This window comes from Planctomycetota bacterium (genome assembly GCA_035384565.1).
Taxonomy (GTDB): domain Bacteria; phylum Planctomycetota; class PUPC01; order DSUN01; family DSUN01; genus DAOOIT01.
This window is the reverse complement of sequence record DAOOIT010000017.1, coordinates 45626-70004: the sequence shown is the minus strand read 5'-3', so window position 1 is coordinate 70004 and position 24379 is coordinate 45626. Positions and strand designations below refer to the sequence as shown.

General features: G+C 69.1%; 20 protein-coding genes. 7 read left to right on the top strand and 13 right to left on the bottom strand.

Going from position 1 to position 24379, the window contains the following annotated elements:
* Positions 1–346: 346 nt before the first annotated feature.
* The 7 genes from PLE19_08595 to PLE19_08565 all read right to left on the bottom strand — a co-directional run bounded on the left by PLE19_08595 (position 347) and on the right by PLE19_08565 (position 8760).
* A complete protein-coding gene (locus tag PLE19_08595) occupies positions 347–1234 on the bottom strand; it encodes a ParB/RepB/Spo0J family partition protein (protein HPD14995.1) in 888 nt (295 codons plus the stop codon).
* A complete protein-coding gene (locus PLE19_08590) occupies positions 1224–1982 on the bottom strand; it encodes a ParA family protein (protein ID HPD14994.1) in 759 nt (252 codons plus the stop codon). Before PLE19_08590 ends, PLE19_08595 begins: the two co-directional genes overlap by 11 nt.
* A gap of 939 nt (positions 1983–2921) precedes the next feature.
* Entirely contained in the window at positions 2922–3929 is a 1008-nt protein-coding gene (locus tag PLE19_08585) for a hydroxyacid dehydrogenase (GenBank protein HPD14993.1), read from the bottom strand.
* Positions 3930–3941: 12 nt separating this feature from the next.
* A complete protein-coding gene (locus tag PLE19_08580; GenBank protein HPD14992.1) occupies positions 3942–5336 on the bottom strand; it encodes a sulfatase in 1395 nt (464 codons plus the stop codon).
* A gap of 50 nt (positions 5337–5386) precedes the next feature.
* Entirely contained in the window at positions 5387–6850 is a 1464-nt protein-coding gene (locus PLE19_08575; GenBank protein HPD14991.1) for a sulfatase, read from the bottom strand.
* Positions 6851–6865: 15 nt separating this feature from the next.
* The gene (locus PLE19_08570; GenBank protein ID HPD14990.1) at positions 6866–7828 is read right to left on the bottom strand and encodes a PmoA family protein; all 963 of its coding nucleotides are present in this window, start codon (positions 7826–7828) and stop codon (positions 6866–6868) included.
* 83 nt (positions 7829–7911) lie between these two features.
* Complete coding sequence (locus PLE19_08565; GenBank protein ID HPD14989.1) at positions 7912–8760, bottom strand: sugar phosphate isomerase/epimerase family protein; 849 nt, start codon at positions 8758–8760, stop codon at positions 7912–7914.
* A 315-nt stretch (positions 8761–9075) separates the two neighbouring features.
* Here PLE19_08565 and PLE19_08560 point away from each other — a divergent pair, with 315 nt between their 5' ends.
* The 3 genes from PLE19_08560 (at position 9076) to PLE19_08550 (ending at position 12085) form a co-directional block, all read left to right on the top strand.
* The gene (locus PLE19_08560; protein HPD14988.1) at positions 9076–9810 is read left to right on the top strand and encodes a polysaccharide deacetylase family protein; all 735 of its coding nucleotides are present in this window, start codon (positions 9076–9078) and stop codon (positions 9808–9810) included.
* A gap of 41 nt (positions 9811–9851) precedes the next feature.
* On the top strand, positions 9852–11024 hold the full coding sequence (locus tag PLE19_08555; protein HPD14987.1) for a DegT/DnrJ/EryC1/StrS family aminotransferase: 1173 nt from the start codon (positions 9852–9854) through the stop codon (positions 11022–11024).
* Between the two features lie 95 nt (positions 11025–11119).
* Complete coding sequence (locus tag PLE19_08550) at positions 11120–12085, top strand: uroporphyrinogen decarboxylase family protein (protein HPD14986.1); 966 nt, start codon at positions 11120–11122, stop codon at positions 12083–12085.
* A gap of 282 nt (positions 12086–12367) precedes the next feature.
* On the opposite strand, the gene PLE19_08545 is transcribed toward PLE19_08550, so the two are convergent.
* The 3 genes from PLE19_08545 to PLE19_08535 all read right to left on the bottom strand — a co-directional run bounded on the left by PLE19_08545 (position 12368) and on the right by PLE19_08535 (position 16007).
* Positions 12368–14293, bottom strand: coding sequence for an SPFH domain-containing protein (locus tag PLE19_08545; protein ID HPD14985.1), 1926 nt, complete (start codon positions 14291–14293; stop codon positions 12368–12370).
* 175 nt (positions 14294–14468) lie between these two features.
* The gene (locus PLE19_08540; GenBank protein HPD14984.1) at positions 14469–15203 is read right to left on the bottom strand and encodes a DUF1449 family protein; all 735 of its coding nucleotides are present in this window, start codon (positions 15201–15203) and stop codon (positions 14469–14471) included.
* Positions 15204–15278: 75 nt separating this feature from the next.
* A complete protein-coding gene (locus tag PLE19_08535) occupies positions 15279–16007 on the bottom strand; it encodes a PspA/IM30 family protein (protein HPD14983.1) in 729 nt (242 codons plus the stop codon).
* 329 nt (positions 16008–16336) lie between these two features.
* On the opposite strand from PLE19_08535, the gene PLE19_08530 reads away from it, so the two are divergent.
* The 4 genes from PLE19_08530 to PLE19_08515 all read left to right on the top strand — a co-directional run bounded on the left by PLE19_08530 (position 16337) and on the right by PLE19_08515 (position 20724).
* Positions 16337–17512, top strand: coding sequence for a radical SAM protein (locus tag PLE19_08530; GenBank protein HPD14982.1), 1176 nt, complete (start codon positions 16337–16339; stop codon positions 17510–17512).
* A 33-nt stretch (positions 17513–17545) separates the two neighbouring features.
* Positions 17546–18550 carry a DUF362 domain-containing protein gene (locus tag PLE19_08525; GenBank protein HPD14981.1) on the top strand — a complete coding sequence of 335 codons (1005 nt, stop codon included), beginning with the start codon at positions 17546–17548 and terminating at the stop codon, positions 18548–18550.
* A gap of 33 nt (positions 18551–18583) precedes the next feature.
* Positions 18584–19834: an AmmeMemoRadiSam system radical SAM enzyme gene (amrS, locus tag PLE19_08520; GenBank protein ID HPD14980.1), complete on the top strand. Its 1251-nt coding sequence runs from the start codon at positions 18584–18586 to the stop codon at positions 19832–19834.
* A gap of 77 nt (positions 19835–19911) precedes the next feature.
* Positions 19912–20724 (top strand): tetratricopeptide repeat protein, encoded by an 813-nt coding sequence (locus PLE19_08515; GenBank protein HPD14979.1) that lies wholly within the window; start codon positions 19912–19914, stop codon positions 20722–20724.
* 14 nt (positions 20725–20738) lie between these two features.
* On the opposite strand, the gene PLE19_08510 is transcribed toward PLE19_08515, so the two are convergent.
* The 3 genes from PLE19_08510 to PLE19_08500 all read right to left on the bottom strand — a co-directional run bounded on the left by PLE19_08510 (position 20739) and on the right by PLE19_08500 (position 24376).
* Positions 20739–21125 (bottom strand): four helix bundle protein, encoded by a 387-nt coding sequence (locus PLE19_08510; GenBank protein HPD14978.1) that lies wholly within the window; start codon positions 21123–21125, stop codon positions 20739–20741.
* Positions 21126–21196: 71 nt separating this feature from the next.
* Positions 21197–22006, bottom strand: coding sequence for a hypothetical protein (locus PLE19_08505; GenBank protein ID HPD14977.1), 810 nt, complete (start codon positions 22004–22006; stop codon positions 21197–21199).
* Between the two features lie 3 nt (positions 22007–22009).
* Positions 22010–24376: a GH116 family glycosyl-hydrolase gene (locus PLE19_08500; GenBank protein ID HPD14976.1), complete on the bottom strand. Its 2367-nt coding sequence runs from the start codon at positions 24374–24376 to the stop codon at positions 22010–22012.
* Positions 24377–24379 lie beyond the last annotated feature (3 nt).

Here is a 24379-nt window from a genome sequence, read left to right as displayed (position 1 = left end):
ATAGCCATCTTGCTACGCTATGCTCTCGCTTCACACCTCTTTACTCAATTCGTGTTCCTTCTCCACCCACCTTCGCACCAAGACCCTATTTCGATCCGCCCACCCAACGCGGTTCCACGAGATTTCATCGCACCAGAGGTTCTACACCACACTACCGGCGTTCATGCATCACCCACCATGCCCCCCCATCAGCCCAGGAACTGCTCCCTAGCCCCAGACTACCTCTGTACCCAACCTGCCCCCTGTGCCGCCACCTCGCTTTCTGCCACACCCGTAACCTACTCGCCGGGAACTATCATGACTCGGCACCTCTACGGAACTAGCCACTCGTCGCCCCCACCCCTCTCTAAGTCGCGGTCGCCTCCTCCGGACGGCCCGCCCTCGGCAGCAGGCGCTCCAGGAGGCGCTGGAAGTCATCCTTCGTGAAGAAGTCCACGACGATTCGTCCCCCCTCGTCGTGCTTGTGGGGCAGGATGGTGACACGGGTGGCCAATGCTTCGCGGAGTTTGCCCTCGAGGTCCGTGATGTAGGCAGGCTTGGGCTCGGTTGTAGATTGGTGCGAGCGTGCCCGCTTGAGTCGGTCATTCACGATCTGCTCAGTCTGGCGCACGGAGAGGTCGTCGCGCTGGATGCGCGCGGCGAGGCGCACTTGCTCGGCTCTGTCGGGCAGGGCTAGAAGGGCGCGCGCATGCCCCATGGACAATGTTCCACGTGAAACAGCGTCCTGGATGTCGGTTGGTAAGTCCAATAGTCGCAAGATGTTAGCCACCGAGGAGCGTTTCTTGCCGAGGCGCGCGGCAGCCTCCTCCTGCGTCAGGCTGAAGCGTTCGATGAGGTTCTTGTACGCCCTGGCCTGCTCCATGGGGTTGAGGTCCTGGCGCTGGATGTTCTCGATGAGCGCCAGCTCGAGGCTCTCGTTCTCGCTCGCTGGCCGCACGATGGCTGGGATGGTGGCCAGGCCCGCCAGTTGCGCGGCGCGCCAACGGCGCTCGCCCGCAATGAGCTCGTAGCCGTCCTCCAGTGCGCGCACGATGATCGGTTGGATCACTCCGTTGCGTGTGACCGACTCGACGAGCTCGCCGAGGGAGTCCTGGTCGAATTCGTGCCGCGGCTGGTTGGGGTTGGGTCTGACCTTGGCGACAGGGATTTCGAGGGTCTGCTGAGGTTCGGGCTGGAGTTCCTCGGCGTTGCCGAGGAGGGCGCCTAGGCCGCGGCCCAAATGGCTACTCTTCATCGGAGAGAATCTCCTTTGCCAGTGCGACGTAGCTCCAGGCTCCGATCGAGCGTGGAGCGTAGTAAATGATCGGCTTGCCGTGCGAGGGCGCTTCACTGAGCAGCGTGTCCCGAGGGATCGAGGTCTCGTAGACATGTTGTCCACAGTGGTAGCGCACCTCGTTGGCGACTTCATCGGCGTACGGGAGGCCGGGCTGGTACATGGTGAAGAGGATGCCCTCGAGACGCAGCTTGGGGTTGTAGTGGTCGCGCACATGCTGGAAGAGCTCGAGCATCTGCGCCAGCCCCTCCATGGCGTAGTACTCGCACTGGATGGGGATTAGGAGGCCGTCGGCGGCCGCCAGGGCGTTGGTGGGCAAGAGGCCTAGCGACGGCGGGCAGTCGACGAAAACATAGTCGTAATCAGAACTTATGGCTGCGACTGCTTTGCGGAAGCGGGTGACCCGGTCGGGGTGATGGGCCAGCTCGGTCTCGGCGCCGCCGAGGAGGCGGCTGGCGGGACAGAGCGAGAGGTTGGGGACGTCCGTGGCTTTGACAGCCGCGGGTGTCTTGTCGGGCGCGAAGAGGACATCGTGGGCGCCGCCGTTGCGTGCCCGCAGATGCCCCAGCCCGCTGGTGGCATTCCCCTGGGGGTCTATATCTACAAGGAGGGTCCTCGCTCCCGAGAGTGCGACACAGGCGGCGAGGTTCATGGCGGTAGTGGTCTTGCCCACGCCGCCCTTCTGATTTGCGATTGCGACGACCTTCATCGTGAGGGGTCCCGCCTGGAGCCGCGTCGCGCAGTCTCACGCGGCCTCGAGTCGTGGCATGTGGATCGGGGAGACGCCGCCGGAACGGGGAGGGATATCATGCACAGGGGTCCAGCGCCAGACGCTTGGCTTGGCCGCAGGCGCGACACTGGCGGGGCGGCCGGCAGGCGTCGTGTTCCACGTGAAACATTATAGCGCTTCACCATGAGAGTGCAAGAGGAAAATCGCGAGAGTTGACTTGAATGGCGGGTAGTTGTAGCCGCCGAGATCCCCGGAACAGGGTGCCCCCTGCCAGGCAGCCGCGAGCGTCCCGCTTGCGGTTACCCTTGGCCGTTCGACAAGCTGGACGCTTGTCGCTGCGGGGAGTCGCAACGGAGACGGCCTACAGAGATAGTCCACGCCCGAGAATGCCGTCCTTGGGGGGGAGACTGCGCCTGGAATCGGCCAGCGAGCCCCCCCTCCCGAACGTTCCAATGCGTTCGGGAGGGTGCGCCCCCCAGCGCCCGCCCCTCCCGTTACCCTCCCGAGGGTATTGGAACCTTCGGGAGGGTGGTCTCTGGAGCATGCTGCTTCCACTGGCCGCAGGCGACGCGGGTTCTGAGGGAGCGCCTAGTGCCTCGGGGGTGGGCGGGCTTGCCTCGGTTGGCCTAGTGCGGGGTGCAGACGTTCCTGCTCCTTGCGGCCCTGGCGGTTCGTGGGGAAGGCCCTGGCGAGTGCCCGCGAGCGGCCTGCTCATACTTGCTCAACCCTGAGAGGGGGCAGGTGAGCAAGTATGGGCAGATGGCCGAGGATTGACGATTCTCGCGGTTCCGGCCATTCGCGCTCAATTCCGGGATGAGCAAGTATGGGAGGGGGCATGCCCGGGGATCGTAAGTCATTGCGGGACGTTGGGCCCCCTTTGGCCCCGCAGCGCAGCCCACGGGGGTCTCCGCACAGACCCTAGCTCGTGAAGGGAAGCCGCTCGCGGGTGACGGGATGGAGTGGCGGCAGGCCGGCAAGGTAGCGTTCGAGTTCCTGGATGCACAGCTCGCCCATGCGTCGGCAGTCGGCGCCCGTGGCGCCGGCGAGGTGGGGGGTGAGGATGACGTTGGGGAGGGAGTAGAGCGGGCTGCCCTCGGCGGGCGGCTCGGGGTCGGTGACATCGAGGCAGGCGAGGAGGCGGCCCGTGCGGAGCTCGGCGACGAGGGCCTCTTCATCCACGAGTGCGCCGCGCGCGGTGTTGATGAAGACCGCGCCGTCCCTCATGCACCGCAGTTGCGTGGCGCCAATCATGTGTCGGAGGTGGGGGAGGTTTGGGGCGTGGAGGGAGACCACGTCGCTGCGGGCGATGAGGTCGTCGAGTTCGGTCTTCTCAACGCCGAGGGTGCGGGCCTCGTCGAGGGTGAGGAACGGGTCTGCGACGAGGATCGGGCAAGTGTAGCTTTTCAGAAGACGGATTGTTTCGCGCCCCGTGGCGCTGGCACCGATGATGCCGACCACGGCGCGATGGGTGCCACGGGAGGGGCCGAGGTCGGCTCGGCGCCAGGCACGGCGGCCTTCGCGGCGCAGCGCGGCCAGGTGGGCCCAGGCGTTCTTGAGCGAGAGGGTGATGAGTGCGACGGTGAACTCGGCCACGGCGGTGGCGTTGGCGAGGGCCGCGGTGGTGACGGTGATGCCGCGGTCGTAGACGGCTTCGGTGACGAAGCCTTTGACGGAGCTGGCGCCGTAGAGGATGACGCGGAGGTCGGGCGCGGCGTCGAGGATGTCGGGGGTCATCCTGGGCATGCCCCAGGTGGAGAGGACGATTTCGACGCCGCGGAGTGCGGCCTTGACGGTGGCGGGGTCGTTGTGGGGGAGGGCGGTTGCTGCGACATCGCAGAGGGCTTGCGCCCGAGCGATGAGCTCGGGGCCGAAGACCAGCTCGACGTTGGCGGCAGGCGCCAGGAAGGTGGCCTTCTTGCGGGGCATGCGCGCTCCTCACTACTTCGGCGCGGGCTGAGGGCGTTCGGTCCAGCCGGAGGGCAGCTTCGGGTCGTAGTCGGGGTTGCGCGCGGGCATCTGTGCGCCGACGGCGCGCCGCCAGTCGTCGAGTTTCTTGCGCAGCTCGGCGGCCTTCTCGGGCAGCTTGGGGGCGAGGTTGGAGGCTTCGCCCAAGTCGTCCTTGAGGTTATAGAGTTCGAGCGCGCCGTCGTCGTAGAACTCGATGAGCTTCCAGTCGCCCTGGCGCACGGCGCCGCCGGGCCGGCCGCCCTGGTTGCTGTAGTGGGGGTAGTGCCAGTAGAGGGCGTCGCGCTGGAGGCCGCCGGCCTGCTTGAGGAGCGGCACGAGGCTCTCGCCGTCCACCACGTGCTTGGGGTCGGCGGGGACGCCTGCGAGTTCGAGGAAGGTGGGGTAGAAGTCCTGGGAGCAGACGGGGATGGAGCAGGTGGAGCCTGGCTGGATGACGCCTGGCCATCGGATGATGAGGGGTTCGCGGATTCCGCCCTCGTAGAGGTGGCCTTTGCCGGCCCGCAGCGGGGCGTTGGAGGTGGCGGGGGTGTTGGGGCCTTCCTTGACGGAGAGGCCGCCGTTGTCGGAGGTGAAGACGAGGACCGTGTGGCCGGCAATGCCCAGTTCGTCCAGCTTGGCCATCACGCGGCCGACGCTGGCGTCCACGCACTCGACCATGCCGGCGTAGAGGGGGTTGTTCTGCGGGGCGTCGGGCTTGGCGCGCGCGGTGTACTTGGCCACCAGGTCTTCGGTGGCCTCAAGGGGGATGTGGACGGATTGGTGGCAGAGGTAGAGGAAGAAGGGCTTGTCCTTGCTGGCCTCGATGAACTTGAGGGCTTCGTCGGTGATGGCGGAAGCCTGCTTGTCGGTGCGGTTGGGCATCTTGGTGGGGCAGACCTGGAAGCCCTGCTGGTCGGGGGTGGAGAGTTTGCCCTCGTTGAGGTGCCACTTGCCGACGTGGCAGGTGGCGTAGCCGGCGGCCTGGAGGGCCTCGGCGAGCGTGACCTCTTCGAGGGGGAGGTGGAGCTGCCAGTTGACGGGCAGGATGGGGGGGTTCTTGGGCCAGCGTTTCCCGACGAGGAAGTTGGTGAGGTGGAGGCGCGCGGGGTACTTGCCCGTCATCACGCTCGCGCGGGTGGGCGAGCAGACGGGGCAGGCGGCATAGCCGTCGGTGAAGCGCATGCCCTGGGTGGCCAGGCGGTCAATGTTGGGGGTCTCGTGGAAGGTGCTGCCGTAGCAGCCCACGTCGGCCCAGCCCATGTCGTCAATGAGGATGAAGACGAAGTTGGGCCTGGGCTTCGGCGGGGCGCCGGCCAGGCGCCGCGCGCAGCCGAGCGCGCTCAGGGAGGCAATGGCGGCCTGGTGGAGGAAGGAGCGGCGATTCATGGCGGACCCCTTGAACTGATCGGACCGATGGGGCGACCGGTGCGCCGGCGTCAGGCGGTTCCGCAGGGTCGGCGGTTCTTGCCGGTCATGCCGCGGGTGGCGTCGCCGAGGTCCTCGCGGCAGCGCTGGGCCAGGTCCTCGAGGCGCTGGACGACGTCGGGGTTGGCGGCGGCGACGTTGTTCTTTTCGCCGATGTCGGCGTCGAGATCGTAGAGTTCGGCGGGGCGCTCGTGTGCGGCCTTGGCCTTGGTGGCGGCGACGTTGCGGGCGAGGTGGAGCTTCCACTTGCCGCTGCGGACCGCCTGGAGCGCGTAGCCGCTGTAGTAGAAGAACGCCTCGGTGGGGCTCTTGGCGCCGGGCGCGCCCAGCATCAGGGGCGAGATGTCCTTGCCGTCAATGAGGCGGTCGGTGGGGGCCTCGGTGCCGGCGAGCCGGGCGAAGGTGGGCAGGATGTCGAGGGTGGAGGCGAACTCGGCGCAGGTTCGCCCCGCGGGGATGCGGCCGGGCCACCAGAGGACGCACGGCACGCGCATGCCGCCCTCGTAGGTGGTGCCCTTGCCGTCGCGCAGCGGGAGGGCCGAGCCGCCGTGCTCTCCCATGATGAGCCACGGGCCGTTGTCGGAGGTGTAGAGGACGCAGGTGTTCTCGGCGAGGCCGAGGGTGCGCACGGTGTCGAGGATCTGGCCCGTGCTCCAGTCGATCTCCTCGATGACGTCGCCGTAGAGGCCGCGCCTGGACTTGCCTTTGTGCCGGTCGGAGACGAAGAGCGGGATGTGCGGCATCGAGTGCGGGAGGTAGAGGAAGAAGGGCTTGTCCCTGTTCGCCGTGATGAACCGGATCGCTTCTTCGGTGTAGCGCGTGGTGAGCTGCGACTGGTCTACGGGGTACTCGATGAGCTTGCTGTCGCGGAAGAGGGGCACGGTGTGCTTGAGCGGCTTGTCCGTGCGCATCTTTTCCAGGGTCATGCCGTCGCGCCAGGCCACATTGTCGGCCACCTCCATGGTCGGGTCCACGGCCATGTCGTTGCTGTAGGGGACGCCGAAATAGGCGTCGAAGCCGTGGCGGGTGGGGAGGAAGGGGGGCAGGTGGCCGAGGTGCCACTTGCCGATGCAGGCGGTGGCGTAGCCGCGGGCCTTGAGGAGTTCGGGGAGGGTGACCTCGCTGTCGGCGAAGCCGATCTTCGAGCTGGGGAAGACCACGGCGGGCAGGGAGACGCGTTGGGGGTAGCAGCCGGTGAGGAGCGCGGCGCGCGAGGGCGTGCACACGGGCGCGGCGACGTGGAAGTCGGTGAACCGCGTGCCCTCGGCGGCCATTCGGTCAATGCAGGGGGTCTGGATGTCGGGCGAGCCGAAGCAGCCGAGGTCCTGGTAGCCCTGGTCGTCGGTGAAGATGAGGATGAAGTTCGGCGGGCGCGGCGCGGCGGGCGCCTCGGCGCCGTGCGCGGCCTGTGCGGCGGCGGCGGCCGCCGCCCCGGCCACGCCCAGGAACTCGCGGCGGTTCAGTCTCGATGCCATCGCTCGGCCTCCTCGTCACTTGCCCAGTGGGGGGAGAAGCGAGAGTCTGCCCGTGACGTACTCGTTGTAGCGCTCGGCGATCTTCGCCTCCTTCGCGTCGCCGTTGTGGACGAGGACGCCGACGCGCATGGCCAGCGATTCGCCTTTCTTCAGCGTGAACGGCTTGCCATTCTTCGGGTCGGCGCGGCGCGGGCCGAAGGTGCCGTAGTCGCGCGTGAGCCAGGTGTGCGGGTGCTCGTTTTCGGCGTGGGAGAAGAAGGCCAGGCCCTCGGTCTTGCCGTCGAGCGTGTTCGTGTAGTCGCACCACTTGGCGGGCTTGCCGTGGGTGCCGGCCTGTTTGAGGCCGCCCTCGGAGTTGAGCAGCGTGCCGCCCCTCTCGACGGAGAACTGCGGGTGGATGCGGATGTAGGGCCAGGCGTAGTGGGCGGCGTCGCTGCGGAAATGCACGTCGCCCCACTCGGCCGTGACGGTGAAGCGAATGTCGAGGAACCACTCGCCGTTGCCGAGCGCGAGGAAGCGGGCGTCGCGGGCCTCCTTGAGCACGGGCTTGTCGGGGGCAAGCTCCCAGAGCAGCTCCATGCCGAGCGCCGCGGAGTCGCCCTCGGCCTTCTCGGCGGCGAACCTCGCGTGGCGGATGCAGGGGCCCTTGCCGTCCTTGAAGCTGTAGAAGGCATTGTAGAAGCTGGCCGGCGCCTTCTCGCCCTCGAGCAGCACGGTGTCGGCGAACCAGAAGCTGCGGTGGTGGGGATACGGGTCCGTTTGCTTGATCGTCAGTTCCTTGCCCGAGGGGCTGTTGACCGGATGGAAGTAGGGCAGGAAGCTCTCGGGCTCGAAGTGGTAGACGAGCGCGGCCTTGCCGTCGGCCAGGATGGCGAGCTGGTGTTGCGCGTCGTCGCGCTTCAGCTCGACCTGCGCGGCGGCGGCCAGCGCGGCCACAGCCATCAGCACGGCCACGGTGCTTCCCGTCAACTGACGCATGGGGCTTTCCCTTTCCGGCAGGATCGCAGGCGCACCGACGCTCGGGGGCTTTCCTGCGCGGGCCAGCGGCCGGGCGGCCTCGCTCAGGCCTGAAGCTGCTTCCTCAGCCAGGCGATGCTGGCCTTGAGGTTGGCGTCGGTGCCGCTGCACTCGATCGAGAGCACGCCGCTCCACTTGGCCTTCTTGAGAAGCTTGATGCACTCGCGGATGTTCTTCGCGTTCACGCCCTTGCCGATGGGCGATTCGCTCATCGCGATGCCGGTCTCCTCGCCCCGCGCGGCCGCGGCGAGCGCCGGGCTCACGTCCTTGATGTGCATGTAGCTCAGCTTCGGCAGGAAGCGCCGCAGGAAGTCCACCGGGTTGCCGCCCGAGATGAAGGTGTTGCCGGTGTCGAGGTTGAACCGCAGGTACGGCGTGTCGAAGAAGTTGAGCATGCGGTCGAGGATGTCGGGGTTGGTGGTGTAGGGGCCGTGGGTTTCGATATTCACGATGACCTGGAAGTCCTCGGCCCACTCGAGAATCTGGCGGTAGTTTTCCTTCGTGATGGCCAGCACCTCGTCGTCGGTGTAGCCGGCGGGCTTGAACTGGCCGTCCGTGGTGTCCACCCGCGGGCAGCCGATCAGGTGGGCGAACTCGATGGCGCGCTGGGCGTAGCGGACGGCGAACGTGGAGCCGAGCGGTCCGGTGATGGGATAGGCGGCGTCAATCTGCGAGGGCCGGAGGCCCATCGAGTCGAGGTAGCGGCGCAGCTTGATCGGGTTGGTGTCGAGCGACACGGCGGGGCTGTAGCCCAGGCCCTCGATGAAGTCCTGCCCGTCCACCACGCCGAACTCGATGTGTTTGAGGCCGAACTTCTTGGCGGCCTCGCAGGCCTGCTTGAACGAGCCGCTGAGGCAGCGCCAGTTGTCGGTGTGCATGCTCAGTTCGATCATCGCCACTCTCCTCGCCACAGAGGTGTCGGGCCAACGCCACTCGCGCCGAGCAGCCTATCATGAGGCCGCGGCGCGATCAAGCCCAGGGCCTCTTGCACGGAAGCGGCGCGGCGCGTACAGTGATGCGAACACGAAGGCCCCGTGGCGGCACGGGGCCGCTGGCAGAGCGCGGAATGCCGAATGACGAAGTGGAAGGGTGGGCGCGCCTGGCTCTCCTGGGCTTCCATTCGACATTCGACATTCGGTGTTCGGTGTTCCACATTCGTTCCGCCACACGAGTGTGCGCCCGCAGGGCTCGGGCGACAGGAGAGGACTATGGGATCAGACCGCTTCACATGGCCCAAGGGCCGTCGCGCGGCGGTGAGCCTGAGCTTCGACGACGCGCGGCTGAGCCAGGTTGACCGCGGCATGGCCCTCTTCGACGCGCACGGCGTGCGGGCCACCTTCTACGTCTCGCCCGGCGGCGTGACGGCGCGCCTGGACGGCTGGAAGCGCGCGGTCGCCGCCGGCCACGAGATCGGCAACCACACGGTCCACCACCCGTGCAGCGGCAACTTCGCCTGGTCGCGCCAGAAGGCGCTCGAGGACTACTCGCTCGAGCGGATGGAGCGCGAGCTGCTCGACGCCAACCGATTCGTCGCCGAGACGCTGGGCGTCACGCCCGTCACGTTCGCCTACCCGTGCGGGCAGGCCTATGTGGGCCGCGGGCGCGATACGGCGAGCTACGTGCCGCTCGTCGCCCAGCATTTCCTCGTGGGGCGCAGCGCGGGCAACGAGATTCACAACGACCCCGCCTTCTGCGATCTCGCGCAGGCCGCCAGCCTGGGCTCCGACGGCAAGAGCTTCGAGCAACTGCGGGCGATGGTGGACCGCGCCGTGGCCGACGGCGGCTGGCTGATCCTGTGCGGCCACGAGATCGGCGACAGCGGGTTCCAGGTCACTCTCGCCTCGGCGGTTGACGCCCTGTGCCGCTACTGCAAAGACCCGGCGAACGGGGTGTGGATTGACACCGTCGCTGCGATCGGCGCGCATGTCGAGAAACACAGGTAAGGCGTGCAAACCTGCACGCGCAACCCCTGGAGGACGAAGCCATGCTGCGAGTCGGCCAGAAGGAAGTGGACGCGATCGCGAAGGTGCTCCTCAGCGGCAAGGTGTTCCGCTACAACATCGGCGGCGAGTGCGCGCGCTTCGAGCAGCGCTACGCCAGGTTCCTCGGCGTCCAGCACGTCTGGATGACCTCCAGCGGCACCACGGCCCTCACCGCCGCCCTGGGCGCGCTCGGCCTCGGGCCCGGCGACGAGGTGCTCGTGCCCGCCTGCACCTACATGGCCACCGCGGTCTCCGTCGTCGCCGTCGGCGCCATCCCCGTGATCGTGGACATTGACGACTCGATCACGATCTCGCCCGATGCGATTGACGAGGCCGTCGGGCCGCGCACCCGCGCCGTCATCCCCGTCCACATGTGGGGCCTGTGCTGCGATATGGACGCGATCCGGGCGGTCGCCCGCAAGCACGAGCTGCTGGTCGTCGAGGACTGCTGCCAGGGCGTGGGCGGGGCCTACCGGGGCCGCATGCTCGGCTCGTTCGGCCAGGCCGCCGCCTTCAGCTTCAACTACTACAAGAACATGACCTGCGGCGAAGGCGGCGCCGTGGCGACCAGCGACCCCAACGCCTCGGAGCGCGCCCGCTGCATGATTGACTGCTGCAACTTCTACTGGACCGGGCGCAAAGAGGGCGTGGTGCCTTTCCTCTCCAACGGCTCGCGCGCCTCGGAGCTCGAGGGCGCGATGATGAACGCCCAGCTCGACCGCCTGCCCGCCATGATCCGCACGCTCCGTCGGCAGAAGAAGCGCATCCTCGCCGCCACGGCGCAGACGGGCCTCCAGCCCATCCGCGCCCACAGCCTCGACTGGGAGTGCGGCACCCACGTGATGTGGACCCTGCCCACCCTCGAGCAGGCCGAGAAGTTCCGCGAGCTCGTCGGCGGCACCATCTGCGGCAAGACCGGGCGCCACGTCTACACCGAGTGGGACCAGATCTTCAGCCACCAGGGCGCGCACCATCCCGCCCTCAACCCCTTCACGCTGCCCCAGAACCGCGGCTGCCGCAAGAAGTACACGAAGGACATGTGCGCCCGCTCGCTCGACATTCTCAACCGCACCGTGATGATTGGCAACCACCCCGACCGGAAGGCGAAGGACGTGGCGGCGACCATCGCCAAGGTCAAGGCCGCAGCAAGACAGGTGTTAGGTGTTGGGTGTTAGGTGTCGGGGTACGGAGGAAGAAGCTCCGTTGGCGTCCTCTTACCCCCAACACCTGACACCTGCCGCCCAACACCGCTTCCTAGAAGGGCAAACCCATGAGTGCGCAAGACGACCGTGTCAAAGCCATGAAGTTCCAGCACCCCGAGTACATCCCGGTCGGCGTGGGCATTCTGCCCGCGGCGTGGAAGCGCCACCGCGAGAAGCTCGACCGCATCCTCGCCCGCCACCCCGCCATCTTCGGCGAGGTGAAGGTCGGCGAGCGCGATTACGACAAGGTGGGCGGACTCTACGTCCAGGGCCGCCACGTGGACCCCTGGGGCTATGTGTGGGAGAACGTGTGCGAGGGGATGGACGCCTACCCCGCCGTGCACAATGTGCCCACGCGGGCCGACGTGCACAGGCTCAAGGCCCCCGAGGTCCACGACGGCATGCCGCACGGCTTCATGTACATGCGCCTGTTCTACCTCCGAGGCTTCGAGGAGCTGATGCTCGACTTCGCCGAGGAGCCGCCCGAGCTCCAAATGCTCATTGACATCGTGCTCGACTACAACGTGCGCGAGCTGGAATACAAGATCGAGCAGATGGGGCCGGGCGAGAAGTTCGTCTACTTCGGCGACGACCTCGGGATGCAGCACGCGCTGCCCATGGGCCCCTACAAGTGGCGCAAGTACCTCAAGCCCTGCTTCATGAAGCTCTACCGCCGCTGCAAGGAAGTCGGCTGGTGGGTCTACATGCACACCGACGGCCACTGCTGGGAGATCATCCCCGACCTCAAGGAGTGCGGGGTGGACGTGATCAACCCGCAGTTCCGCGCCAACGGCCTCGACAACCTGGTGCTCACCTGCAAGGGGAACATCTGCGTGAACCTCGACCTCGACCGGCAGATGATGCCCTTCGTGGGTCCGGCGGAGCTGGACGCGCACATTCGCGAGTGCGTCTCGCGCCTGGGCACGCCCGAGGGCGGGCTGTGGATCACCGCCGAGATCGGTCCCGACGTGCCCCTCGAAAACGTCGAGGCCATCTGCGCCGCCCTGGAGAAGTACCGCGCCTACTTCCGCTGAGGCGGGGCGAGATGAGGCCCCGCGCGCGCATCGCGCGCACCCTGCGCGCCTGATCAGAAGCTCTTGCGGCGAACATGCCGGCCTGTAGGGGCTCCACCACATCGGCATGTGCACGGCGCGGCCGCCCTGGGAGTCTATCCGAGAATCCGCGTGAGACGGCGAGGGCGACCCCGGTGGGCGTTGTGGGCGGGACGTCTCTGCCCCGCGAATCGCGGGGCACAGGGGGTCCCGCCCACAGTTGGGGCCGACTCGCGGGGCGCGGAGGCTCCACCCGCAGCTCGGTCACTGCGCCTCGGCGGGCGGCGGGGGCGCGGCTGTCTTGGCCTTCGCCGTCGCGAGGGCCTCGACGAGGGCCTCCTCGAGAACCTTGGGATCTACGTCCACCTTCTTGCCCGCGAGGCGGCCCACGGCGTCGCGGAGGGCGGTGCCGGTGCCCTGGACGAGGTTCATGGCGGCTTCGCGGACGTTTTCGGGGGTGGACTCGACGAGGCCCTGGACGGTGAGGCCCCAGCCGACGCTCTTGAGGAATTGGCCGTACATGGTGGCCAGGGTGCTCGGGTCGCCGAAGAGCTGCATCTTGGCGCTGGCGAGCATGGTGCCCACGGCATTGGCCATCTGGATCTGGACTTCTTTGTTGGCGATGATCTGCTGCTTCTTGAGCTCGAACTCGAGGGCGGCGCGGCTGTAGCGCTCCTGGTTCTCGAGGTCCTGGCGGCGGACTTCGACGCGGGCGGCCTCGACGTTGACCTTCTCGCGGTCCACCTGGACGGGGACCATTTCCTTGGCGCGCTCGCCCTCGGCGATCTTCTTGGCGGCCTCGGATTCGCCCTCGGCGAGGATGAGCATGGCCTGCTTGCGCTTGTCGGCTGCCGTGAGCTCGCCCTCGGCCAGCTTCACGGCCGTGTAGGCCTTCACGTCGGCGTCCACCTGCTCCTGGTAGCGGCCGATGTCCACCTGCTGCCGCTCGGTGATCATCTTCTGCTGGGCGCGCCGGTCGGCCTCGGTGGTGACCTTGATGGTCTCGATGCGCTGGGTTTCCTCCTCGCGCTTGGCCTCGGCGGCGCGGGTCTGGGCCTGGGCCTGAGCGCGCTTGGTCTCCTGCTCGGCCACGGCCACTTCGGCCAGGCGCTTGGCCACCTCGACGGCTTTGGCCCGCGCCACGTCGGCCTCCTGCTGGGCCTTGTCGCGCTCGATCTGGGCCAGCCGCTCGGCCTCCTCGCGCTTGGCCTGCGCCACCGAGAGGTTCCGGTCGCGCTCGATCTCGGCGTTCTGGACCGTCAGCTCCTTCTGCACGCGGGCCAGCTCGACCTCGCGTTCCTGCTGGATGGCGAACTCGCGGGTCTCGCGCTGGCGCTCGGCGTGGGCGTTGGCCACGTCGCGGCCCTGGGTGGCCTCGGCCAGCTCGCGGTCCTTGTCGAGCTCGAGAATCTGTTTCCGCGTGTCCACGTCCTTCTTGCGGATGTCGCGCTCGGCGTTGCGCTGGATCTCGTTGCGCTTGACGAGCTGATCCTGGGTCACCTCGGTGATGCGCCGCTTGCCTTGCGCGTCGAAGACGTTGTCGTCCTTGAGGAAGTCCAGCGGCGTCTGGTCGAGGCTCGAGATGGTCACGGTTTCCAGCGTGAGGCCGTTCTCCTGGAGGTCCTGGGTGACGATGCTCTGGACGGCGGAGGCGAACTCGTCGCGCTTCATGTGGAGTTCGATGAGGGGCTTGGTGGCGGCGACGGTGCGCAGCGACGAGATGAGCTTCTCCATCACCAGCTCGCGGATGCCCTCCTCGGAGACGGACTTCTCGCCGAGCGAGCGGGCGGCGTTGAGGATGTCGTCGGCCTCGGGTTGCACCTTGATGTAGAACTCGGCCGCGATGTCCACGCGCAGGTTGTCGCCGGTGATCAGGGCGTCCTCGCCGCGGCGCGAGACGTCGAGCCGCATGGTCTCGAGCGACACGGGCACGACGCGATGGACGATGGGGATGACGAGCGCGCCGCCGTCGAGCACGACCTTGGCCTTGCCCATGCCGGTGCGGACGAAGGCCTCGTTGGCCGTCGTCTTGCGGTAGAGCTTGGTGATGGCGACGAGGATGCCGGTGAGCAGGACGACGACGGCGCCGGCGCTCACCAGGATGATGCGGGTCATGATCTCGAGCCTCTCGACGGCGAAGCCGGCGGCGACGAGGCCCGCGCCGATCAGGATGCCGATGAAGGCGGCCATGCTTCCTCCTTCCTTGCGACGGTGGGGGCCGGACGGGATGGGGGCCTGGGAGTCGGGCCGGTCCTGGACAAACACCTGCTGCGCCGGCACCGGCCTCTGGACCTGGCCCGCGGCGGGCAGCGGCGGGCGCTGGGCCGGCCGACGCGACAGGCCGCCCGGCGGCCCGGGGGCGGAGCTAGGGGGCCGGGACATGGTAGGGCTCCACGACGTAGTAGCCGCCGGGCCGGCGGCCGGGCTCCTTCACGGGCACGTAGCGCACGAGGAGCACGGTGCTGCCCTTCGCGATGGGCGGGGCATCCTCGCGCGCGCGGCAGAGCACCTTGTGCAGGGTGCCGTACTCGTCGCGGACCAGCGCCGTGCCGAACTGGGCCGTGATCGTGAGGCTGGCCGTGGCGATGCGGCCCGCGAGCTCGCCGCGCCAGAGCGCCGCCGACTCGATGGGCCGCAGGTAGCGGCCCACGGTGGCGGCGAGGGCCTTCGTGCTGCCCAGGCCGCAGGCGATGGCCGCCGCCAGCGAGATGGGGAAGAACGCGATCGGCGCGGCGAGCGCCGGCTCGAGGAGCTGGTTGGCCGCCCAGCCCACCACGCCGAAGGTGATCAGGAACGTCATCAGGATCACCGAAAGCGGCACCTTGCCGATGCCGAAGAACGACAATGCCTGCTCGAACAGGCTCGGGGCGCTCTCCACGTGGACGCCGTGGTCCACGTGCAGATCGGGCAGGTGCTCGGCGTCGAGGCTCGCCCCTCCGGCCGCGGCGCCGAGGTCCACGTCGTGGTCCGCCTCCAGGTCGGCGCCCGACAGGATGCCGCCGTGGCCGCCGAGGCCGAAGGCGTTGAGCGCCGCGTACACGAAGGCGAAGAACACGGCCAGAACGAAGACCAGGTTCCACCAGTGGAGTATCTCGGGCATACCGGGCACCTCCGTCCTGAGTCCCCCGAGACAGAAGGCGTGGGAGCGCAGCCGGCGTCTTCCGCCGATGGGACTTCAGGACTCGCGGGTCTCCGCGTCGGGCTCGCCCGCCGGCAGCCGGCCGGCGATGCGTTGCTTGAGCTCGAGCAGGCGGTTCTCGACGGCCCGCCGGCGTTCGAGCTCGCGGAAGCGGGCCTCGGCGTCGCCGCCGCTGAGGTCGAGGGCGACCTCCGCGTAGGCGCCGGCGCGGGCCTCGGCCTCGATGACCTTGTCCTCCATGCGAGCCACGGCATCCAGGATGCTGGCCCCCGAGCCCGCCTCGATGCCGGCGAGGACCTTCTGGACCTCGGCCTGGCTCTTGGCGGCGCGGGCGCGGGCGAGGATCTCGTCGCGCCGGCGCTCGAGGGTGTGCAGCTTGTCGTGGAGGTCCTGTCGCGCCTCGCGCGCGCGGCTGGCGGCCACGCGGGCCTGCTCGAGCGCCCGCTGGAGGTCGGGCACGCGCTTCTCGCCCGCCATCTGGCCCTCGATGGCCGTGCGGGCCAGCGCGTCGTCGCCGTCGCGCACGGCCAGCTCGGCGCGCTGCTCCCACTTGGCTATCTCGGCCTGGAGGTCGTCATACTCCTGCTGTCGCCGCTTGAGCGCCGCGACCGCGATGGCCTCGGCGTCCACGGCCTTCCGGCACTCGTTGCGCAACTCCTGCACGAGCTGCGGGAAGATCTCTTCGGGGTTCTCCACCGCATCCAGGAAGGCATGGATCTTGCCCATGGTAATGCGGCGCACACGCTTCAGAAATCCGGCAGCCATGGCGGCTCCTCCTTTCTTCCGGGCTCCCTGGGAGGCTAATCCCGGGATCACCCCTGCACGCCGCGGGGTTAGCCGCGGCTACGCACTCCCTCGCCTGGAGCACCACTCGGTGGCTGCGCTCCCACTCGAAGCGTGGTGTCCGCGGCCGGGCACGGAGTGCTTGGCTCGGCCGTCCATCAGAATCATACCACACGCGGGCTGATTGTCAACCGGCCGCGGCCCGATTCGCCCTAACTGCCCGTTTCAGGCGGGCTTGCGCCTTGATCCCCCGCGCGCCCACGGCTATAATGCATGATGAGGGCCGACGGGTTACCACGCCGGAGAACCACGTGATCGGTTGTACCAAGCTGTTGTGCGGCACCGCCACCATCGCCGACCTGATGCGCCACGACGCCGGGCAGAAGGCGCACCTGCTCCAGTTCACCACCGAGAACCGCCCGCTCGTCGTCTGGAACACCACGCGGCGCTGCAACCTGGCCTGCGCCCACTGCTACCTTGATGCCAGCGACCGCGCGGCCCGCGACGAGCTGACGACCGAGGAGGCCCGGGCCTTCATCACCGACATCGCGGCGATGCGCTGCCCGGTGCTGCTGTTCTCCGGCGGCGAGCCGCTCCAGCGGCCCGACGTGTTCGAACTCGGCCGCTTCGCCATCGCGCAGGGCCTGCGAGCCGTGCTCTCGTCCAACGGCACCCTCGTGACGCCCGAAGTGGCGCGCCAGATCGCCGACGTCGGCTTCTCCTACGTCGGCGTATCCATTGATGGCACGGCGGCTACCCACGACGAGCTGCGGCGCAAGAAGGGCGCGCTCGAGGCCGCGCTGACCGGCATCCAGAACTGCCTCGCCGCGGGCGTGAAAGCCGGCATCCGCTTCACCCTCAACCGCCGCAACGTGGCCGACCTCGACGCCGTGCTCGACCTCGTCGAACAGCGCGGCGTGCCGCGCTTCTGCCTCTACCACCTGGTTTACGCCGGCCGCGGCCGCGAAATGGTCGCCGACGACCTCGACCCCGCCCAGACCCGCCGCGTGATCGAGCACCTGCTCGACCGCACGAAGGACTGGCACCGCCGCGGCATCGAAACCGAGGTGCTCACCACCGATAACCACGCCGACGGCATCCTGATCGAGCAGCGCCTCGCCGCCGAGGCCCCCGCGCGCCTGCCCGAGGTGCGCGAACTCCTCGCCCGCCACGGCGGCTGCTCCGCCGGCACCAAGATGGCCAACGTGGACGCCAGCGGCAACGTGCACCCCTGCCAGTTCTGGAGCCACGTCACCCTCGGCAACGTCCGCGAGCGGCCCTTCTCCGCCATCTGGACCGACGAGAAGAACGAACTCCTCGCCATGCTGCGGCGCAAGACGCAGCACCTCAAAGGTCCCCGGTGCCGTTGCTGCCAGTACAACGGCCTCTGCGGCGGCTGCCGCATCCGCGCCGAAGTCGTCCACGGCGACCCCTGGGCCGACGACCCCGCCTGCTTCCTCACCGACGAGGAGATCCGCAAGACGTGATGCGTGCCGTGTCCCGCGTGAGAAGCCCAAGAGATGCCTGAATTCCGCACTCCGCACTCCCCACTCCCCACTCTAGGCCGCCGCGCCTTTCTCAAGACCAGCCTCGCCGTCGGCGCCGCACTGCCCGCCTGGGGCCTCGCGGCGGATGACAAGAGCCGCGTCGTCGCCGCCACGAGCAGCAAGGTATTCGGCGATGGCAATGCGCTCAAGCAGGACGCGGCGCAGGACCTGGTGGACGCCGCGGTGTGCTCGCTCACGGGCGAGAAGAGCGCCGCGGCCGCCTGGCGGCACTTCGTGAAGCCTAACGACACGGTGGGCATCAAGGCCAGTTGCCTCGCCGGCGAGCGCCTCTCTACCCGCATCGAAATCGTCCGCGCCATCGCCCGCGGCCTCCAGGCCGCCGAGGTGCGCCCGCAGCGCATCCTCGTGTGGGACCGCAAGCTCAGCGACCTCACGCGCGCCGGCTACCCCGCGGAAGGCGGCGACGACTTCCGCCTCGTGGGCAACGACGACCGCGTGCTCGGCTTCGCCCCGCCCCTCATCGAGGTCGGCGAGATCGGCTCGTTCTTCTCCAAGCTCGTCACCGACACCTGCTCCGTCATCATCAACGTCCCCGTCCTCAAGGACCACGACCTGGCCGGCGTGACCGTCTGCCTCAAGAGCTTCTTCGGCGCCATCCACAACCCCAACAAGTACCACTTCGCCAACCTCCACCAGGCCATCGCCGACGTGAATCGCCACGACGACATCCGCCGCAAGACCGTGCTGCACCTCTGCGACGCCACCTTCGGCTGCTACCACGGCGGCCCCACGCCGCCGCCCAAGTGGATCGAGCGCCTGGGCACCCTCTATGCCAGCCGCGACCCCGTGGCCCTCGACCAGGTGGCCTGGCAGAAGATCGAAGAACTCCGCAAGGCCAACAACCTCGAAACCCTCCTCGGCTCCAAGCGCGAGCCCAAGCACATCGCCCTCGCCGCCGAGGCCAAGCTGGGGACGAATGATCCGAACCGCATCGAGCTAGTGAGGGCGGCCGTCTGACGCGTGACGTGTGACGCGTGAGAAGGGACCGAAATGCCCGCAATCCGCAACCCGCAATCACCGGTCCGCAATCTGTCCCGCCGCGAGTTCGTGCGGCACTGCGCCCTGGGCGGCTGCGCGCTGGCCGCTGGGGCCGGCGCCACTGCGCTGCTGCGCCCGGCCTCGGGCCAAGACGAGCCTGGGCTCGCCACGCTCGGCGGCATCTGGCAGGCGCCCGAGGCCCGCTTCTACGAGAAGCTGCCCGAGGGGCGCGTCCGCTGCACCCTGTGCCCCAACCTCTGCGAAGTGGGCGACCAGGAGCGCGGCTACTGCGGCGTCCGCGAGAACCGCGGCGGCGTCTACCACACGCTCGTCTACGGCAACCCCTGCGCCCGCAACGTGGACCCCATCGAGAAGAAGCCGCTCTTTCACTTCCTGCCCGGCACCTGGGCCTACTCGATCGCCACGGCCGGCTGCAACGTCGAGTGTCTGTTCTGCCAGAACTGGGAGATCTCGCAGGTGCGGCCCGAGCAGACGCGCAACCTCAACCTCCCGCCCGACGCGCTCGTGGCCGACGCCGCGCTGCCGCGCCGCAGCTACTTCACCGACGGCCCGCTGCGCGCCCGCACCATCGCCTTCACCTACACCGAGCCGGTCGTCTACTACGAGTACATGTTCGATACGGCCAAGGCGGCCCGCGCCAAGGGCATCGAGAGCGTGATGATCTCCAACGGCTACATCACGCCCGAGCCGATGGAGAAGCTCTGCGACGTGCTGAGCGCCGTGAAGATTGACCTCAAGGCCTACACCGAAAGGTTCTACAAGAAGCTCGTCCACGGCAAGCTCCAGCCCGTGCTCGACACGCTCAAGCTCCTGGCGAAGAAGAAGATGTGGTTCGAGATCGTCTACCTCGTCATCCCCACGCACAACGATGACCCGAAGGAAGTGCGCGAGATGGCGAAATGGATCTGCGGCGAGCTGGGCCCCGACGTGCCGCTGCACTACAGCGCCTTCTTCCCCACCTACAAGCTGCGCGACCTCGAGCGCACCCCGCCCGAGACCGTTGAGCGCCTCTGGGAGGTCAGCCGCAAGGAGGGCCTGCGCTACGTCTACGTCGGCAACGTCTCGCGTCCCGGCGGCCATCCTGGCGAGAGCACCCGCTGCCCCAAGTGCGACCGCTATCTCATCCGCCGCGTGCGCTACAGCATCGGCGCGGTAGAGCTCAAGGACGGCAAGTGCCCGGGCTGCGGCACCCCGATCGCGGGCGTGTGGGCGGGCGTGGCGGGGAAGACGGAGAAAGGCTGAAGTCGGCAGCTACCAGTCGGCAGCGCGGAGGGCAGGGAGCTGGAGACCCATCGGCTGTAGGCAGGCGCGACCAGATCATGTCATCGTGGCTTGAGTTCCCACCCGATCCCGCGAGAGAGGATACGGCAACCGAGGAGATCCCGAGCCCGCATCCTGCCGACGGGCTGATGCGCTCGGGCGAGCGGCGGTTCTACGAGGGCGAGTTCGAGGCGGCGGCCCGCGACTTCCGCGCGGCGCGGCGCCACGACCCCTCGCTCTTCGAGGCCTGGGCGGCCGAGGCGGACGCCTGCCTGCGCGCCGGCGACCTGCCCCGCGCCGACGCCGTGGCGACCGAGGCCCTGGCCTCGTACGGCAAGGTGCCGCTCTTCTACGCCGCCAAGGCCCTCGTGCTGGCACATCAGGGCCACTTCGAGGCGGCCTACCACCACTCCGACATCGCCGTGAAGCACCAGGGCGCCGGCCTGTTCACCTGGCTCGCGCGCGCCGAGGTGGTGCTGGCCACCAGCGTCTGGGGCACGATCGAGAGCGCCGAGGCGTGCTTCGAGAAGGCTCGCCAGGCCGACCCGAGCCACTGGCGGGCCGACTTTCGCGCGGCCCTTTGCCTCATGCGATGGGGCCGCCACGGGCGCGCGCTCGAGCGGCTCGCGCTCGCCGCCCAGGCCGTGCCGGCCAACCCCTTCGTGTGGAAGCTCACGGGCGACTGCCATCGCGCCCTGGGCCACCTTGCCGCCGCGCGCGACGCCTACCGCCAGGCCCTGGCCCGCCGCCCGGGCTATGCGCCGGCACTCGAGGCGCTCGACGAAATGACCGCCTGGGGCCGGTTCCGCAAGTGGGCGGCGCAGATGTTCTCCTGGCAGCGACTCGCGAAGGCGACCGGCAGTCGGCAGTAAGAGAAGGACCACTGTTACGGGGGGCAGAAGCGCTCCGGGCGTTCGATCATGCCGCCCAGCATTCGGCCCACCTCTTCGTAGCCGGTCACCAGTTCATTGCGCTGCTCCGCGCTGATGTAGCCACAATCGCGCAAGAAGTCCAGCCACACTTGCGTCTCGGCAGCCTCGCCATCCGAGTCGGTCAGCTTGAGCACGAAGACGTTCACGTACCTGCGCTTGCGATAGCCTTCCGCGATGTTGGCCGCCACGCTTCGCGACGTTCGGCGAATCTGGTCCGTGAGCGAGTACCGTTCCGCAGGCGGGAACCTCTTGGTGATTCGGAAGATCTCCATGGCCAGTTGGTATGCCCGCTGATAGACCTTGAGACCCCTGAAGCCCGCCGCGCTCCCTCGCTCAGGCATCGGGTCATCTCCTACCGTCAGGGATGCATTCTTGATCTTGCTGCTGACCGCTGCCTGCCGACTGGTCTCCGCTATCGCGGCAGCTCTCGTTTGATGTTCAGCCCGCCGTCGTGCTCCAGCGTGATGCGGTAGGTGGCGCCGGGCACGGGGCGGATGCCCACGGCCTCGATCTGGGCCACGCGGATGCCCTCGGCCTCGGCCTCGTCGGGGTGCTCGGCCCAATGCCAGAAGCGCAGCCACAGGGCCTGCTCGAAGGCCGAAGGCGCCGCACCCGAACGATAGGCGTCGGGCACCACGCTGCCCGAGGCGGCGAGCATGGGGCCCTCGCGCGGCTCCTGGGCCGAGCCGAAGGCCCGGCGGAAGAAGTGCAGCGACCGCCCCCGCAGCGGGTCCCCCACCTTGACGAGATCGTCGGTGAACTTGATCACGAGCGCGTCGAAGTACACCTCGGCGCCGCGCACGGTGAGCACCTTGGCGGCCAGCGGCTTGCCCGCGCGGTCGTTCTCGGTGAACTCGAAGGTCCAGAGCGGCACGTTCTGCGAGTCGAGGCGCTGGCCCACCACGCGCACCTGCGCCACGCGCGATTCGGCGCCCAGGCGCGCCACGAAGGTGCGTAGCTCGGCGTTCTGGGCCTCGAGCTGGCGCACGGCGCGGCGCAGGGCGTCGTTGCGCTGCCGGAGGTCGGCAACGGCCTCCTCGAGCTCCCGCCGCTCGCGGTCCAGCCGCGCCTGGCGGTAGCTGGCCATCAGGTAGGTGATGCCGATGTACGAGAGGGTGAGCAACACGACGACGGCCAGGAGGTTCGTGGGGCGCAGCAGGTCGCGCAGCAGGGCGCCCATTCCGTTGATCGCGGCTCGCGCGCGGCTCAGGGGAGCGCCCATGGCTCACTCCTTGACGGCCGGCGTGGCGGCGGCCGGCGTGGCGGGCGCCTCGGGGGGCGGCGCGTAGGGGTCCTTGATCTCGAGCAGCAGGTCCCACACGGCGCGCGGCTCGATGTGCTGGGTGGCGCGGGCGTGGGCGGGGTTGGTGGCGTGCCAGGCCTGGGGCGTTTCGAAGGCCCAATAGGGCTTGTCGGGCTCGACGGCCCAGGTCTGGTAGTAGGCGCCGAAAGCGGTCTGAAGGGCATTGGCAACGAGCTCCTGGTCGCCACGCTGGCGGCCGACGTGGTAGAGCGTGGCCGCGAGGCGGTAGGTGTCGGCCACCGAGACCTCGAGGCAGCGCCCGATGCCGGGCGGGCAGCGGTCGGTGCCGACGACGTTCAGGGCGCCCACGTCGGGCGCACCGTCGCCGGTGGCGTCGCGGAGCGGCTTGACGCAGCGCAGGTAGACCTGCCGCAGGTGCGGCTGGAGGCGCTCGGCGGGAAGCAGGGGGGGGAGGCCCGCCCCCTGGGCGAAGCGAATGCCCGACAGGGCGCCGGCGGCGATGGCGTCGGACTGGCGCGAGTGGGTGTCGATGGCGTAGTAGCCGAGCCGCGGGCGCCAGAGCTGGCGATCGAGGTTGGCGCGGGCCAGGGACGCCAGGCGGCGGATGGCATCGGCGTCGCGGTCCTCGCAGGCCGTGGCGAGCTGCGCCAGGGCCTCGAGGGCGGCGGCGCACAGGCCGCCGCCCAGCAGCGACACGCCCTGGAGCGGGCAGGGCGAGGTGAGCGTGTCGTCGCCATTGTGGCCGGGCAACCCGTAGCCATAGGTGTCGGCGGCGCGCAGCGCGGCGAAGCACTTCTTGCAGGCGGACCAGACGTGGATGAGGAAGTCCCGGTCGCCCGTGGCGCGGTAGTAGGCGTAGGCCTGGAGGATGAACAGGGCGGGCAGGTCCTTGGCCTCGCGGGCCGCGTCGGGCGAGGCGTTGCCGGCCAGGAAAGGGTTGCCGCTGGGCGTGCCCAGGTCGCAGGCGAAGGCGGTGGTGGCGTCAATCAGGTCGGCGTAGGCCAGGAGCACGTCGCGCTCGATCTGGGGCCAGAGGGCCAGCCGCGCGCGCTGGGCGGCGAAGCGCCACGCCAGCGGCTCGCAGAACGGCTCGGAGGGGCAGGCGAGGAGGAAGTGCTTGTTGTCCTCAGGGTGGAGGCCCCGGAACTCCTCGGGCGTGGTGAGGCAGCCGGCCTCCCAGAAGGCGCCGCCGAAGCTCTCGTAGTAGAGCTCGTTGAAGGCGGCCTGCTTGAGCCAGTCGGGGTAGAGCGGCTCGTCGAGCACGGGGCGCATCCAGGCGTCCACCCCGGCCTCCCACTCGGCGTGGCGCGTCAGGGCCTCGCACGCCAGGGCGAAGGCGTTGCCGTCGGCCTGGCTGAAATACTCGGTGTAGCGCCGCTGCCACTGGGTGGGCCCGAGGGCCACGCGGGGAAAGTCCCAGCTCAGGGCGAACGGCACGGTGATGGAGGCCTTGGGCTCGAGCGTGGCGCGGAAGGCCACGGCCCCGGCGCTCGCCGTGGCGTCGAGGGGCTGGTTGGGCAGCCGGCCGTCGGCGGCGAAGGCGCCCAGCACGTCGCCCCCGCTGGCCATGGCGTTCCACGAGGCGGCGTGGGAGACCTCGCCGCCCCGCTCGGCCCGCGCGGCGAGGCACCATTCGGTGCCCTGCGTGGTCGGCGGGTTGCGGTCGTGGCGGGCGCCGAGCACGACTCCCACGATGCCCTTCTCGGGGGCGGCGCGGGCGACGCTCAGGAAGCCGGTGCGCAGCTCGGCCGTGTGCGCGGCGGCATTGGGAAAGGTGAAGAGCACGGCCACATCGAGTTTGCGCGCCGTGGGGTTGGCGATGGCGAACTCGAAGAGGGCCACGGGATAGCTCGTCTCGCGCGCGTTGCCGCGCAGGATGGGGCTGAGGAACTTCATCGCCAGGTCGGCCGCGAAGCCCGAATACGTGAACCAGCCCTTGGGATAGAGCGCGGCGTAGGAGCCCGAGCCGGGCGGCAGCGGCGCCCATCCCGGCATCGGCGGCTGGGCGGCCAGGGTGGCCACGCGCGCGGCCCCGCCCTCGGGCCTCTCGTAGAAGTGGAACGCGGCCCCGGCAAGCCGGCGGCCCGACTCGGGCGCCCCCGGCTGGAAGTGCCAGGGGCCGAACGAGCCGCCGGAGTTCAGCATGAAGCTCCCCGCCCCGAAGCCGCCCAGCGGCACGCCCCGCTCGCAGCGGCCCAGGGGCACGCGCCAGGCCGCCGCGGGAATGGGCCAGGCCACCCGCGCCAGCGGGGCCTCGGCGGCGGCACCGGCCCGCGGCGCCGCCAGCGCCCCCACGGCCCCCAGCAGCAGCAGAATCCAGCGTGCCATCGG

Bases quoted from the DNA above. Each gene is read 5' to 3' on its own strand.
- PLE19_08510 (HPD14978.1), bottom strand. From the start codon at position 21,125: ATGCCTGAGCGAGGGAGCGCGGCGGGCTTCAGGGGTCTCAAGGTCTAT.
- PLE19_08575 (HPD14991.1), bottom strand. From the start codon at position 6,850: ATGGCATCGAGACTGAACCGCCGCGAGTTCCTGGGCGTGGCCGGGGCG.
- PLE19_08585 (HPD14993.1), bottom strand. From the start codon at position 3,929: ATGCCCCGCAAGAAGGCCACCTTCCTGGCGCCTGCCGCCAACGTCGAG.
- PLE19_08550 (HPD14986.1), top strand. From the start codon at position 11,120: ATGAGTGCGCAAGACGACCGTGTCAAAGCCATGAAGTTCCAGCACCCC.
- PLE19_08565 (HPD14989.1), bottom strand. From the start codon at position 8,760: ATGATCGAACTGAGCATGCACACCGACAACTGGCGCTGCCTCAGCGGC.
- PLE19_08560 (HPD14988.1), top strand. From the start codon at position 9,076: ATGGGATCAGACCGCTTCACATGGCCCAAGGGCCGTCGCGCGGCGGTG.
- PLE19_08545 (HPD14985.1), bottom strand. From the start codon at position 14,293: ATGGCCGCCTTCATCGGCATCCTGATCGGCGCGGGCCTCGTCGCCGCC.
- amrS (HPD14980.1), top strand. From the start codon at position 18,584: ATGCCCGCAATCCGCAACCCGCAATCACCGGTCCGCAATCTGTCCCGC.
- PLE19_08580 (HPD14992.1), bottom strand. From the start codon at position 5,336: ATGAATCGCCGCTCCTTCCTCCACCAGGCCGCCATTGCCTCCCTGAGC.
- PLE19_08535 (HPD14983.1), bottom strand. From the start codon at position 16,007: ATGGCTGCCGGATTTCTGAAGCGTGTGCGCCGCATTACCATGGGCAAG.
- PLE19_08515 (HPD14979.1), top strand. From the start codon at position 19,912: ATGTCATCGTGGCTTGAGTTCCCACCCGATCCCGCGAGAGAGGATACG.
- PLE19_08555 (HPD14987.1), top strand. From the start codon at position 9,852: ATGCTGCGAGTCGGCCAGAAGGAAGTGGACGCGATCGCGAAGGTGCTC.
- PLE19_08590 (HPD14994.1), bottom strand. From the start codon at position 1,982: ATGAAGGTCGTCGCAATCGCAAATCAGAAGGGCGGCGTGGGCAAGACC.
- PLE19_08570 (HPD14990.1), bottom strand. From the start codon at position 7,828: ATGCGTCAGTTGACGGGAAGCACCGTGGCCGTGCTGATGGCTGTGGCC.
- PLE19_08505 (HPD14977.1), bottom strand. From the start codon at position 22,006: ATGGGCGCTCCCCTGAGCCGCGCGCGAGCCGCGATCAACGGAATGGGC.
- PLE19_08500 (HPD14976.1), bottom strand. From the start codon at position 24,376: ATGGCACGCTGGATTCTGCTGCTGCTGGGGGCCGTGGGGGCGCTGGCG.
- PLE19_08525 (HPD14981.1), top strand. From the start codon at position 17,546: ATGCCTGAATTCCGCACTCCGCACTCCCCACTCCCCACTCTAGGCCGC.
- PLE19_08595 (HPD14995.1), bottom strand. From the start codon at position 1,234: ATGAAGAGTAGCCATTTGGGCCGCGGCCTAGGCGCCCTCCTCGGCAAC.
- PLE19_08540 (HPD14984.1), bottom strand. From the start codon at position 15,203: ATGCCCGAGATACTCCACTGGTGGAACCTGGTCTTCGTTCTGGCCGTG.